10 protein-coding genes are annotated in these 13558 nt (G+C 48.7%); 8 read left to right on the forward strand and 2 right to left on the reverse strand.

Annotated elements, in window-relative coordinates:
* Positions 1-34: 34 nt before the first annotated feature.
* The gene (locus tag OO017_RS04340; protein ID WP_266051223.1) at positions 35-1174 is read right to left on the reverse strand and encodes an AI-2E family transporter; all 1140 of its coding nucleotides are present in this window, start codon (positions 1172-1174) and stop codon (positions 35-37) included.
* 349 nt (positions 1175-1523) lie between these two features.
* On the opposite strand from OO017_RS04340, the gene OO017_RS04345 reads away from it, so the two are divergent.
* From OO017_RS04345 to rplT, 8 genes are all read left to right on the forward strand, one after another.
* Entirely contained in the window at positions 1524-3386 is a 1863-nt protein-coding gene (locus OO017_RS04345; RefSeq protein ID WP_266051224.1) for a DNA topoisomerase IV subunit B, read from the forward strand.
* On the forward strand, positions 3379-6129 hold the full coding sequence (locus OO017_RS04350) for a DNA gyrase/topoisomerase IV subunit A (protein WP_266051225.1): 2751 nt from the start codon (positions 3379-3381) through the stop codon (positions 6127-6129). The genes OO017_RS04345 and OO017_RS04350 overlap by 8 nt, the downstream gene beginning before the upstream one ends.
* 64 nt (positions 6130-6193) lie before the next feature.
* A complete protein-coding gene (locus tag OO017_RS04355) occupies positions 6194-6982 on the forward strand; it encodes a tetratricopeptide repeat protein (protein WP_266051226.1) in 789 nt (262 codons plus the stop codon).
* 172 nt (positions 6983-7154) lie between these two features.
* On the forward strand, positions 7155-8234 hold the full coding sequence (locus tag OO017_RS04360) for a tetratricopeptide repeat protein (RefSeq protein ID WP_266051227.1): 1080 nt from the start codon (positions 7155-7157) through the stop codon (positions 8232-8234).
* 6 nt (positions 8235-8240) lie between these two features.
* Complete coding sequence (gene thrS / locus OO017_RS04365; RefSeq protein ID WP_266051228.1) at positions 8241-10178, forward strand: threonine--tRNA ligase; 1938 nt, start codon at positions 8241-8243, stop codon at positions 10176-10178.
* Positions 10179-10296: 118 nt separating this feature from the next.
* Complete coding sequence (gene infC / locus OO017_RS04370) at positions 10297-10818, forward strand: translation initiation factor IF-3 (RefSeq protein ID WP_140622135.1); 522 nt, start codon at positions 10297-10299, stop codon at positions 10816-10818.
* A 23-nt stretch (positions 10819-10841) separates the two neighbouring features.
* The gene (rpmI, locus tag OO017_RS04375) at positions 10842-11036 is read left to right on the forward strand and encodes a 50S ribosomal protein L35 (protein ID WP_025605954.1); all 195 of its coding nucleotides are present in this window, start codon (positions 10842-10844) and stop codon (positions 11034-11036) included.
* A gap of 99 nt (positions 11037-11135) precedes the next feature.
* Entirely contained in the window at positions 11136-11480 is a 345-nt protein-coding gene (gene rplT, locus OO017_RS04380) for a 50S ribosomal protein L20 (RefSeq protein WP_266051229.1), read from the forward strand.
* A 405-nt stretch (positions 11481-11885) separates the two neighbouring features.
* On the opposite strand, the gene accC is transcribed toward rplT, so the two are convergent.
* Complete coding sequence (gene accC, locus OO017_RS04385; protein ID WP_266051230.1) at positions 11886-13385, reverse strand: acetyl-CoA carboxylase biotin carboxylase subunit; 1500 nt, start codon at positions 13383-13385, stop codon at positions 11886-11888.
* Positions 13386-13558 lie beyond the last annotated feature (173 nt).

Here is a 13558-nt window from a genome sequence, read left to right on the forward strand (position 1 = left end):
AATTGCTTTTTTGCTGCAAATAGGATTAGCAAGTTTACGCATTTGGTCCTTTTTTGCCCCGCCAGATGCCGTTTACAAACTCAGAAAGCCAACCGTGTACCCGCCCTTTCTTGTTGGGCTTTACCTCGTCTATGTCGGAGAGCAGGAAGCCGAAGGGCTGCAGGGGCTCATATACGTCAAAGATTACCTTTATCATGGCAATTATCGGGATGGAAAGAATCATGCCGGCTGCGCCCCATATTTCGCCGCCCACCAATAGGGCAAGTATAGCGGCAAACGGGTTCAGGCTCACTTTTGATCCCACCACAAAAGGCGTGATAAAATTACCCTCAAGAAACTGCACGAACATAAACACGATCACCACCAGCACGGCATCCAGCAAGTTGCCGGTGGTAGCCAGCGTAAACAGCGCAGGAAGTGAGGCCCCTATAAGTATGCCAATGTATGGTATAATGGTAAGTATGGAGGCGAACACGCCGAAGAAGATGGCATACTTAACGCCAAGTATAAGCAGCCCCGCCGAGTTCAGCAGCGCCACCACCACAATCACGATCATCAACCCGGAGATATAACTCTGCACGACATGCTGTATGTCGGTTATAGTATGGATCACTCCGCCTCGCCTGTCTTTCGTCACGAATTTAAACAGGAACTGCTCCAGGTGGTCGCGGTAGTAGAGCAGCAGGAATACGAAAATAGGCACCAGGGTAAGTATGGTGATAGCGCCGGTGGTGATGGAAATGGTGCTTCCCAGAAACGTGGTAGTAAACTCCTGAAGCCCGCCAATGGCGTTTTGTATGAGTTGGGATTTGTTAGGGGGCGCAATACCGAAATTAGTTAAAAAGAAGTCCTGCACCTTAAACAGCAGCTTCTGCATGTTTTTACCAATGGAGTCCAGTTCTGAGGTCAGGCTAACAAGCTGCATCGACAGGAACCAAACAATTAGGCTTAGGATCACGATCACGAGCAGTATGCTGGTGAATATGGCCAGAGGCCTCGGGAAACGCAGCTTCTTCTCCAGGTCGCGGGAGAGGGGCAATAACAGCAGGGCAAACAGCAGCCCAAAGGCCAGCGGCATCAGAATAGCTTTGAACTGCTGAAGTATAAAGATGAGCAGGGCCAGGCCCAGAAGTATAACAGTGTATTTAAAGTACTTGGGAAGCTTTATTTCCATTTATCAATTCAATAACGTTTGATTTCTCATTCCAGACCCTACTTTTGCCTCTCAAAATAAGCAAATGTTATGCGTTAAAGCATATAATTATTAATATATAAAATTGCTAAAAAAGTTAGCTTAAAAAGATAGGGAAATAATGGTCTACACCTGAACCTGCGCCTGCTTCTTGCTGTTAGTATAGGGGGCTAACACTAGAGTGGCTGAAATAAACTAAAAAAATTAGTAAAACTAAAGGAGACTTCTTAATTTAGCCTTGGGTAGGAACTATTCAGTTGCATCTTGTCTTCTTATATTTTCCTATCTTTCGCATTGATATTACCTAATCAACTACACTTACGCTTACAGAATGGCAGAGTTAGAGCATAATTACACCGAAGACAGCATCCGCTCCCTGGAACCTCGCGAGCACATCAGGCTTCGTCCTGGTATGTATATCGGTAAACTGGGTGATGGCTCCTCGGCGGACGACGGTATTTACATTTTGGTTAAAGAGGTTATCGATAACTCCATCGACGAACACGTGATGGGTTTCGGTAAGACTATCGAGGTAAAGATCTCGGATCATAAAGTTCAGGTCCGTGATTATGGGCGTGGCATTCCGCTGGGTAAGGTAATCGACTGTGTGAGTAAGATTAACACGGGTGGTAAGTATGATAGTAAAGCCTTCCAGAAGTCTGTTGGTCTGAACGGTGTTGGTACGAAGGCTGTAAATGCCTTGTCCAGCCACTTCCGCATTCAGTCGGTGCGCGAGGGCAAGATGAAAGCCGCAGAGTTCGAAAAAGGCGTGCTGACAGAGGACCTGGAGGTGCAGGAGTCGAGCCAGCGCAACGGAACGCTTACTACGTTCACGCCGGACGACACCATCTTTAAGAACTATAAGTTTAACCCGGATTACCTGGAGAACCAGATCTGGAACTATGTTTACCTCAATGCCGGCCTGACGATCAATTTCAACGGCAAGAAATACTACTCTGAGAACGGCCTGCTGGACCTGCTCCGCAACAAGGCTGACGAGGAAAGTATGCGCTACCCGATCATCCACCTGAAAGGGGAGGATATTGAGCTGGCCCTGACCCACGGCAACGACTACGGTGAGGAGTACTACTCCTTCGTGAACGGCCAGTACACGACCATGGGTGGTACGCACCTGGCGGCCTTCCGTGAGGCGGTGGTGAAGACGGTGCGTGATTTTTATAAGAAAGACTACGATGCAACAGATATTCGCGGCTCCATTATTGGTGCCATATCGCTGCGTGTGCAGGAGCCTGTGTTCGAGTCGCAGACTAAAACCAAGTTAGGTTCCATTGAAATGGGGCCTGATGGCCCGGCTGTGCGTGCCTTTATCAATGATTTTGTAAAGGAGCATCTGGATAATTACCTGCACAAGAACCCAACTACAGCCGAGGCGCTGAAGAAGCGGATTGAGCAGAGCGAGCGTGAGCGTAAGGACATGGCCGGCGTGAAGAAGCTGGCTAACCAGCGTGCCAAGAAAGCTAACCTGCACAACCGTAAGCTGCGTGATTGCCGCCTGCATTTCAACGAGGATAAGCACGAAAACTCACTGTTGTCCACGCTCTTCATCACAGAGGGCGACTCGGCGAGCGGCTCCATCACAAAGTCCAGGAACGTGGACATTGAGGCGGTGTTCAGTTTGCGCGGTAAGCCGCTAAACTGCTATGGCATGAAGAAAAAGGTGGTATACGAGAACGAGGAGTTTAACCTGCTGCAGCACGCCCTTAACATTGAGGAAGGGCTGGAGAACCTGCGCTATAACCGCGTGGTAATTGCCACGGATGCCGACGTGGACGGCATGCACATCCGCCTGCTGCTGCTCACGTTCTTCCTGCAGTTCTTCCCGGACCTGGTACGAAACGGTCACGTGTACATCCTGGAGACGCCGCTGTTCCGTGTGCGCAACAAAAAGGAGACAATCTATTGCTACAACGAAGCCGAGAAACAGGAAGCCATCAACAAGCTGGGCAAAAAGCCTGAAATCACCCGCTTTAAGGGTTTGGGTGAGATCTCTCCGGATGAGTTCGGTAAATTTATCGGTGAGAACATCAAACTGAAGCCGGTGATCCTGCACAAGGATACCACCATCCAGAAGATGTTGAGCTACTACATGGGTAAAAACACGCCAGATCGTCAGCAGTTCATCATCGAGAACCTGAAGATTGAGAAAGATATAGTTGAAGAAGTATATGCATAACGAAGAATTGAACAACGAAGAATTAGAGCAAAACGAAGAGTTGGAGGTACAGTTCACGGACGGTGAGGAAGAAACCATCCACAACGTAACGCCTGTCTCTGGTCTGTACGAAAACTGGTTCCTCGATTATGCTTCTTATGTTATTCTGGAGCGTGCGGTGCCAGCCATCGAGGACGGCCTAAAACCGGTGCAGCGCCGTATTCTGCATGCCATGCGCGAGATGGACGATGGTCGCTTTAACAAGGTAGCCAACGTGATTGGTCAGACCATGCAGTACCACCCGCACGGCGACGCCTCTATCGGCGATGCTATGGTGAATATTGGCCAGAAAGATTTGCTGATCGAGACGCAGGGTAACTGGGGTGATGTGCGCACCGGCGACAGTGCGGCGGCACCTCGTTACATTGAGGCGCGCCTATCCAAGTTCGCGCTGGATGTAGTGTTTAACCCGCAGACAACGCAGTGGCAGTTGAGCTACGACGGCCGTAAGAACGAGCCGGTAACGCTGCCGGTGAAGTTCCCGCTGCTGCTGGCACAAGGAGTGGAGGGTATTGCCGTAGGTTTATCGACTAAGATTATGCCGCACAACTTCAAGGAGCTGATCAAAGGCACTATTGATGTGTTGAAGGGGCGTAGCACTACTTTACTGCCAGACTTCCTGACCGGCGGCCAGATAGATGTTACGAACTATAACGGCGGCCAGCGGGGTGGCAAAATTCGTGTTCGCGCCACCATCGAGAAGGTTGACAAGACCATGCTCATTATCCGCGATGTACCTTATGGCACCACGACTACCGGTTTGATGGAGTCGATCGTGAAGGCCAGCGAGAATAATAAGATTAAGATCAAGAAGGTAGTGGATAATACCGCTGCCGATGTAGAGATACAGGTGCACCTGCCTGCCGGCGTTTCTCCGGACCTGACGATGGATGCACTTTATGCTTTCACGGATTGTGAAGTGTCTATCTCTCCAAACGCTTGTGTGATCATCAACGATAAGCCGCACTTTATGGGTGTGGATGAGTTGCTGCGTATTTCTACTTTCAAAACAGTAGACCTGCTGAAGCGCGAACTAGAGATCCGCAAAGGAGAGCTGGAGGATAAGTGGCATTACTCATCGCTGGAGAAAATCTTCATCGAGAACCGCATTTACCGTGATATAGAGGAGTGCGAGACCTGGGAAGCCGTTTTAAATGCCATTGATACCGGGCTGAATCCGTTCAAGCACCTGCTGCGCCGCGAGGTAAGCGAGGAGGATATTATCCGTTTGACGGAGATCAAGATCAAGCGTATCTCTAAGTATGACTCCTTTAAAGCGGATGAGTACATCAAGAAGTTGGAGGAGGAGATGGCTGAGGTGGATGATAACCTGGCGAACCTGATCCGCTACGCGATTTCATACTTTGAGGGCTTGCTGAAGAAGTATGGCCAGGGCAAAGACCGACGCACGCAGGTGAAGACCTTTGATGTGATCAACGCCCAGAACGTAGCCATTGCCAACCAGAAACTGTACATGAACGCCAAGGACGGCTTCATCGGTACTGGCCTCCGCAAAGACGAGTTCGTTTGCGACTGCTCTGATATGGACGACATCATTGTGTTCCGTAAAGACGGTAAATTCATGGTGACGAAAGTAGCCGATAAGACCTTTGTAGGAAAGGACATCATACTTGCCGGGGTATACAATAAGAACGATGAGCATATGGTTTATAACATGATTTACCTGGATGGTAAGTCGGGGGTGTCGTATGCCAAGCGCTTTTCTGTAAAGTCTATTACCCGCGATAAGGAGTATGACCTGACCAAAGGCAACAAAGGCTCCAGGGTGCACTACCTGACGGCAAACCCTAACTCTGAGTCGGAAGTGGTAACAGTTACGCTCACCCCGAATGCATCTGCCAGAAATAAAGTGTTCGACTTTGATTTTGCCGAGCTGATGATCAAGGGCAAGGGCTCTAACGGTAACATTGTTACCAAGTATCCGGTGAAGAAAGTGGTGCAGAAGAGCCTGGGTGAGTCCACGCTGGGTGGTCGTGAGATCTACTACGACGAGGTGATCGGAAGGCTGAACACCGAGGGTCGAGGACGTTACTTAGGATCCTTTAATACGGATGATGCTATACTTGCCGTGTACGAGGACGGCACCTATGAGCTGACTTCGTTTGACCTGGCAAACCACTATACCGTGGAGAAGCTGAAGGTACTTCAGAAGTTTGATCCGGAGCTTGTGATTTCTGCGATTTATTATGAAGGCGACAATAAAACGTACTATGTAAAGCGTTTCAAAATAGAGACCACTACCATAGGCAAGCGTTTTGCTTTCATCCCTGAAACAAAGAACTCCAGGCTGGAAGCCGTGTCTACCCACCCAGCGCCGCTGGCTAGTATCAAATTCAAGCGTTCTATACGCGGCGAGCGCGAAAGCGAGAAGCTGCTGCTGAACGAGTTTATCGATGTAAAAGGCTGGAAAGCGTTGGGTAATAAGCTCAATTATTACAAGATATTTGAGGTGGACGTGCCAAGAATGCAGGTAGTGGAGCAGCCCGAGGAAGACAAGCCTAAAACGAAGAAATCGGTAAAAAAGGAGCCGGTGTCATTGCCTTCTAAATTGAAGGAGCTTGCCGAGGAGGCAGCAAGGGCCAGTGGCACCCAACCTCTTGATGCTGAAGCCGTAGAAATTGAGACAGACACGGAAGAGGCGAAGAAGGCCCTGAAGGAGAAAAAGCAGTTGGATCTTTTCTGATTTTATCTCCCGCAGCCTTGCTAAAGTCCCTGGTGCTTGGTAGATTACGTGTATAAAATTATTTATGAAAAGATACTTTAAAGCTGTTATACTTAGCTGTGTACTCTGTGCATCTTCCCCGGTAGTTACCTGGGCTGAAGGTGGTGCATCGGGCAACACAGAGCTAATGAAGCGTGCAGAACAGCTTTTGAGCAACTACAAAGAAAGCGAGGCCCTGCTCTTGTTTGAGCAGGTAATAACTGAGGCCCCTGAAAATTACGAGGCGCTTTGCAAGGCCAGTATACTTCATAGCCGCATCGGCGACCGTTTTTCGGATGAGTCCCGCAAGATGGAGCATTTCGCTAAAGGTAAGGAATACGCCATGAAAGCCTACGAACTGAATCCAGCGGGAGCGGAGTCTAACTACGCGATGGCAGTTGCGCTGGGTGCAAAAGCGATGGTTTCCGGGCCGAAGGAGCGGTTGCAGGGTATACATCAGATGAAGTCTTTTATGGATGCTGCACTGGCAGATAACAGGGAGCATGCAGGCACCTGGCATTTATTAGGCCGCTGGTATTTTAAAATGGCAAACCTAAACTTTGCCGAAAAGGCTGCCTCTAAAATGCTTTTTGGAGGTGTGTGTGGGGATGCTACGAACGGGAAAGCTGCTGAAGCTCTGGAGCAAGCAATTGCTTATGAGCCCAACAATATCAGTTATTACTATGATCTTGCGTGTGTGTATAAAGAAATGAAAGACTCCGCCGCCTGCGTGAACACCTTACAGAAGGCGCTAACACTTACGCTCCAAACAAAAGAGGAGCTGGAGATTAGCAGGCGATGCAGTATCCTGTTGCAGCAGCAACAGAAGATGTAAAAGACTGAAAAACTGTCAAAAAGCCTGCTCCCGATTCGGTGGCAGGCTTTTTGTTTTTAGGGTAGCGGGATGCTTCCTGCAGGCGATGTGTTTCTATTTGGTTAAAATGTCTTAATTTAGCGCAGACAAGTATAAAAGGACTTTTACAAAAGTATAGATTAAGCCGGTAAGGATGCGGATTTCGAGTTTGATGCTGTTGGTGTTATCGGTAAGCCTGGGCTCCTGCACGTTGGAAGAAGGCAACCATGAGCAGATGGTAAACCTTGCAGAGGTAAAGGACGACCCGGCGGCACAGTTACAAAACCTGAACATCGCCTTAGAGAACTCCAGGCGTGATGGCAGTTTATATGCCCGCAGGGCTGTGGTATTGCTGCAGAATGGAGAACTGGAGCAGGCGCTGCAGGATGCTGAAGAGGCTGTGCGTTTAACCCGTAAAGAGCCCTCTACTTTATTCGTGAAAGCGCAGGTGCTGCGCGCCATGGGTAAACCGGAGGAGGCGCTGCCTTTGGCACTGGCCGCAGAGCGTAACTCTTACCAAAGTTCCTCCCTATATGTGCTGCTGGGCGAGTTATACTTGCAGCGTAAGGAGTATAAGCAGGCGATGGAGTATATCCGTAAAGCGCAGGAACTGTCTCCGGCTGATGAGTACGCCTTTTATTATAAAGGAAGGGTGCAGGAGGCAACCGGCGACACGACAAACGCTGTTAGGAACTTTAAACTGTCGCTGGAGCAAGCGCCGGAGTTTATGCAGCCGCAGCGCGAACTGGCAGCTATACTTGTAGATAAAGGAGAGCACGAAGCAGCAAAGCCATACTTACTGAAGGCACTCAGGAAAGCGCCTGAAGATGCAAAACTGTGGTATAATCGTGGCTTGGCCTACCAGGCTGAGCAGAAGCAGGATAGTGCCATGCGTGCCTTTGGCAAGGCTGTAAGTATAAACGATACTTTGTCGGGTGCTCATTACAGGTTAGGATTACACCGCCTGGCACAGGGCAATAACGACGAGGCGCTGGAGCACCTGGAGAAAGTATACGGCGTTTACAAAAGTGATACGGATTACTTGGTTAAACTGGCCACTGCTTATGAGCGGGTTGGTTTCTTCACCAAGGCGCTGGCAACATACCAGCGTTTGGTTCAGCTCGATCCGAAGGCAACATATGCCTACAGGTCGATCTCCAGGCTAAAGTATAAAATTGCAAGACCAATACCTGATAGTGCAGCTGTACGCCTACAGGAACAGATAGAAAGATAAACTACTATGATCAACATCACACTGCCAGACGGTTCGGTGCGCCAGTATGAAAGTGGCGTAACCAGCCTTGAGATCGCACAGAGCATCAGCGAAGGATTAGCTCGAAATGTGCTAGCTGCCAAAGTTAACGGCCTTGTATGGGATGCCACGCGCTCCATTAGCGAGGACGCTACCGTGCAGTTGCTCACCTGGAACGATGACGAAGGCAAAAATACCTTCTGGCACTCCTCTGCCCACTTGTTGGCAGAGGCTTTAGAAGACCTTTACCCGGATGTGAAATTCGGTATCGGTCCTCCTGTAGAGAATGGATTTTACTACGATGTGGATCTGGGGGAGCACCACCTTTCTCAGGAAGACATCGCGAAGCTGGAGCAGAAAATGCTGGAGCTTGCACGTGCTAAGAATGAGTATAAGCGCAGCGATGTTTCCAAAGCAGAAGCCATTGAATATTTCACGAAGAAAGGGGATGAGTATAAGTTGGACCTGATCAAGGATCTGGAAGATGGCTCCATTACGTTTTACGAGCAGGGTAATTTCGTGGACCTTTGCCGTGGGCCGCACATCCCGAACACAGGTTTTATTAAAGCTGCCAAGATCATGAATATCGCCGGTGCTTACTGGCGCGGCGATGAGAACAATAAGCAGCTAACCCGAATTTACGGTGTAACTTTCCCGAAACAGAAGGAGCTGACAGAGTACCTGGAGCGTCTGGAGGAGGCTAAGAAGCGCGACCACCGCAAACTCGGCAAGGAGTTAGAACTGTTCGCCTTTTCTGAGAAGGTAGGTATGGGCCTTCCGCTGTGGTTACCGAAAGGTACGCTGTTGCGTGAGCGCCTGGAGCAGTTCATGCGCAAGGCACAGGTGAAGGCTGGCTACCAGCCAGTGGTAACGCCACACATCGGCAGCAAGGAACTGTACGTAACGTCTGGCCACTATGAGAAGTATGGAGCAGACTCTTTCCAGCCGATCAAGACGCCAAACGAGAACGAGGAATTCCTGCTGAAGCCAATGAACTGCCCGCACCACTGCGAGATATACAAAACACGCCCACGCTCTTACAAGGAGCTGCCGGTGCGTCTGGCGGAGTTCGGCACGGTTTACCGTTACGAGCAAAGCGGTGAGCTGCACGGCTTAACTCGTGTGCGTGGATTTACTCAGGATGACGCACATATTTTCTGCCGTCCGGACCAGGTAAAGGAAGAATTCATCAAAGTTATTGATCTGGTTCTTTACGTGTTCAAGGCGCTTGGCTTTGACGATTACACTGCCCAGATCTCCCTGCGTGACCCGGAGAACAAGGCCAAGTACATAGGTACAGACGAAGTATGGGAAAAAGCAGAGAGCGCCATTATTGAGGCGGCTGCCGAGAAAGGCCTGAGCACTGTAACCGAACTGGGAGAGGCTGCGTTTTACGGACCAAAGCTCGACTTTATGGTGAAGGATGCCCTTGGCCGCAAGTGGCAGTTGGGAACTATTCAGGTAGATTATAACTTACCAGAAAGGTTCCAGCTAGAATACATCGGTGCTGATAACCAGAAGCATCGACCGGTAATGATACACCGTGCACCGTTCGGCTCACTGGAGCGCTTCGTGGCCGTGCTGATCGAGCATTGCGGCGGTAATTTCCCGCTGTGGCTTAGCCCGGAGCAGATTGCTATACTTCCTATCTCTGAGAAGTACCACGATTACGCGCAGCAAGTATATGACAGGCTGCAACAGGACGATATCAGGGGCTACGTGGACAACCGCGATGAGAAGATCGGACGCAAGATCCGTGACGCTGAAGTGCGCAAGGTTCCGTACATGCTGATAGTAGGAGAGAAGGAGCAGGAGAACGGAGCAGTATCGGTCAGAAGGCACGGAGAGGGCGACCTCGGAGCCATGGCGATCGAGGAGTTCAGCACCTTCTTCCAAGGCAAAATAGCTGAAATACTGAACAATTAAGAAAAATATTTCTTTTTTGATAGATAAATTGCGATATTCGCAACCTAATTGTAGAATTTAAAACTAAGGAGGTACAACTATAGCTACGCAAAACAGGCGCTACATCCCACGCGGAAAGGTGGAGGAGCCATACAAAGTCAATGAAAAAATAACTGCCAGAGAAGTCCGGTTGGTTGGTGACAATGTTGAGCAAGGAGTGTTCTCAACCAGAGATGCTCAGAAGATAGCGAATGAGCAAAATCTTGACCTGGTTGAGATTTCGCCAACAGCCAATCCACCGGTATGCCGCATCATCGACTATTCTAAGTTCAAGTACGAACAGAAGAAGAAGACGAGGGAGATGAAGGCAAAGCAGCAGAAAGTTGTGATCAAGGAGATTCGTTTCGGCCCGAACACGGATGACCATGATTTCGAGTTTAAGCTGAAACACGCTAAGGGCTTCCTGGAGAGCGGTTACAAGATTAAGTCTTACGTGCACTTTGTAGGTAGATCTATTGTGTTTAAAGAGCGTGGTGAGATTCTGTTGCTCAAGTTTGCGCAGGCTCTTGAGGATCTTGCTAAAGTTGAGCAGTTGCCAAAGCTGGAGGGTAAACGCATGTTCCTGATTCTGGCGCCGAAAAATGCTCCTGTGAAAAAGTAATTTTTTCAATTAATTATATACTCATGCCAAAAGTAAAAACCAAATCTGGTGCAAAGAAGCGTTTTTCTTTGACAGGTACTGGCAAAATCAAGCGTAAGCACGCTTATAAGAGCCATATCCTGACTAAGAAGACGACAAAGCAGAAGCGTAATTTAACGCACATCGGCCTTGTTAGCAAAGCCGACGAAGCAAACGTTAAGTTCATGCTGAAAATCTAATTCTGCGACAGAATTAGTTTAGGTTAATTATTAGTACGAACCCGGTATCTGGTCTAAAGAAGATTTTTTAAATCACCAGCCGCCAAAACTTTTAAAGAAATGCCAAGATCGGTAAATGTCGTTGCAGCACGACACAGAAGAAAGAAAGTAATGAAAATGGCCAAAGGTTACTTTGGCCGTCGCAAGAATGTTTGGACAGTTGCGAAAAACGCGGTAGAAAAAGGTTTAGTTTACGCTTACCGCGATAGAAAAGCTAAGAAGAGAGACTTCAGAGCACTGTGGATCCAGCGTATCAACGCCGGTGCACGTGAGCACGGTTTGTCTTACTCTGTATTGATGGGTGGCCTGAAGAAGGCTAACATCGACCTGAACCGCAAAGTACTTGCTGACCTGGCGATGAACCATCCGGAGGCTTTCAAAGCAATCGTTGATAAAGTAAAGTAATTTACTTTTAGATATAAAAAAGGGCTTAGCATTGCGCTAAGCCCTTTTTGTTTTTATACTTGTGTTTAAGGTGTAGCTAAGATTAGCACGCTCTGCCGTAAGTTTAGCGAGAGCGTAACTTGTGGTGATGCATGCGGCAAGTTTCAACTTGCATTCTGCGCAAGCAGGAAAGTATAAACTCAAAAGCATTTATACTTCATTATCTATAGCCAAAGTATAAAGTGTAGCTTCAGAAATTGAAGCCCTTGCTTATGTGAAGCAAAGTAGTAACAAACTGCTGCGATAGTAAGCCACAGGTTACGCTGTCGCTATACTTGCGGCAGAAAATGATACAAACAAAATCCCCGGGGGTATAAGTAAAGCTTACACTTATACCCCCGGGGATTTATACTTTATACTTCCCGCTTAGCGCGTTCTGTTTCTTCTCCAATTAGAGCTGTTGTTTTCAGAAACAGCAACTCCATCAGTGGTTGATGGCTTTTGTGTTTCCATGAGCATGGCGGCCAGTGCAACAGCAATTTCATCCTCGTCTTCATTAGGTTTACGCTCCAAAACTTCCGGACTGAAATGACGGTCTATAAACTTTGTATCGAAGTTGCCGCTCACAAAAGCCTCGTGCTGTAGCACATATGCACCAAACGGAAGCGTTGTTTCTATGCCCGTAATCTGGTACTCGTCAATGGCGCGTAGCATTTTGTCTATGGCTTCTTTGCGGTCTTTTCCGAAAGTAACCAGCTTAGCGATCATTGGGTCGTAATAAATCGGAATATCCATACCTTGCTCAAAGCCGTCATCCACACGCACGCCTAATCCTTGTGGCCTCCTATAAGTTTCCAACTTGCCAATGTCTGGCAGGAAGTTGTTTGCCGGGTCCTCCGCATATACACGCAGTTCTAGCGAGTGGCCATTTATCTGCAGGTCTTCCTGTCTGAAGCCCAGCGAGTGGCCTTCAGCTATCAGTATCTGCTCTTTTACAAGATCCAGTCCGGTAATCTGTTCCGTTACCGGGTGCTCAACCTGCAGGCGGGTATTCATCTCCAGGAAGTAGAAGTTCATATTCTCATCCAAGAGAAACTCCACCGTACCGGCGCCTACATAATTGCATGCTTTTGCTACGTTCACGGCATTGCGACCCATTTCCTCGCGCAGGGCAGGAGTGAGGATGGCAGAGGGAGCTTCTTCAATTACTTTCTGGTGTCGGCGCTGGATAGAGCACTCCCGCTCGAACAGGTGCACAATATTGCCGTGTGTATCCCCTAACACCTGTATTTCGATGTGGCGAGGAGAGCCGATATACTTTTCAATGAACACAGAACCATCGCCGAAAGCGGAGGTAGCCTCGCTCACAGCCAGCTGCATCTGCTCTTCAAACAGGTCTACATGCTCCACAACACGCATTCCTTTACCGCCACCACCAGCGCTTGCTTTGATCAGAATCGGAAAGCCAACCTCACGGGCTATGTTTTTCGCTTCTTCCACATCGGTAATGGCTTCCTCGGTGCCCGGCACCATCGGGATATTATACTTGGCAACGGCAGCTTTGGCCGCCAGTTTGCTGCCCATCAGTTCAATCGCCGCTGGGGATGGTCCTATAAAGATCAGGCCCGCTTCTTCCACGGCCTTAGCGAAGCCGGCGTTCTCAGACAGGAAGCCATAGCCCGGGTGAATAGCATCCACACCAAGGTCTTTGCAAACAGCAATGATTACATCGCCGCGCAAGTATGACTCGTTTGACTTTGGTCCGCCTACGCAAACAGCCTCATCGGCAAAACGAACATGCAGCGCGTTACGGTCTGCCTCGCTGTACACGGCCACGGTGCTGATACCCATTTCTTTAGCCGTGCGCATAACACGTAAGGCTATCTCACCGCGGTTGGCTACCAGAATCTTGTTGATCTTTCTCATGCAGATGCTATGGTTTATTTTACTTCAAAGAAAAGCTTTTGAGGGCAAAGTTAAAAATAGAGGCTGCTAAAATTGAAAGACACAGTATAGAGCAACAATTGTATATGAAGTGAATAAACCATAACTTTGTGCTGCATTGTACCTTATTGTATAAAATAAGGAGTGATAGCAAT

It is taken from the genome of Pontibacter anaerobius (assembly GCF_026241195.1).
In the GTDB taxonomy this organism is placed as follows: Bacteria; Bacteroidota; Bacteroidia; order Cytophagales; family Hymenobacteraceae; genus Pontibacter; species Pontibacter anaerobius.

What these genes read in the sequence shown, in the direction of transcription:
- accC (WP_266051230.1), bottom strand. Translation starts at nt 13,385, where the DNA reads ATGAGAAAGATCAACAAGATTCTGGTAGCCAACCGCGGTGAGATAGCC.
- OO017_RS04350 (WP_266051225.1), top strand. Translation starts at nt 3,379, where the DNA reads ATGCATAACGAAGAATTGAACAACGAAGAATTAGAGCAAAACGAAGAG.
- OO017_RS04340 (WP_266051223.1), bottom strand. Translation starts at nt 1,174, where the DNA reads ATGGAAATAAAGCTTCCCAAGTACTTTAAATACACTGTTATACTTCTG.
- OO017_RS04345 (WP_266051224.1), top strand. Translation starts at nt 1,524, where the DNA reads ATGGCAGAGTTAGAGCATAATTACACCGAAGACAGCATCCGCTCCCTG.
- rpmI (WP_025605954.1), top strand. Translation starts at nt 10,842, where the DNA reads ATGCCAAAAGTAAAAACCAAATCTGGTGCAAAGAAGCGTTTTTCTTTG.
- thrS (WP_266051228.1), top strand. Translation starts at nt 8,241, where the DNA reads ATGATCAACATCACACTGCCAGACGGTTCGGTGCGCCAGTATGAAAGT.
- OO017_RS04355 (WP_266051226.1), top strand. Translation starts at nt 6,194, where the DNA reads ATGAAAAGATACTTTAAAGCTGTTATACTTAGCTGTGTACTCTGTGCA.
- rplT (WP_266051229.1), top strand. Translation starts at nt 11,136, where the DNA reads ATGCCAAGATCGGTAAATGTCGTTGCAGCACGACACAGAAGAAAGAAA.
- OO017_RS04360 (WP_266051227.1), top strand. Translation starts at nt 7,155, where the DNA reads ATGCGGATTTCGAGTTTGATGCTGTTGGTGTTATCGGTAAGCCTGGGC.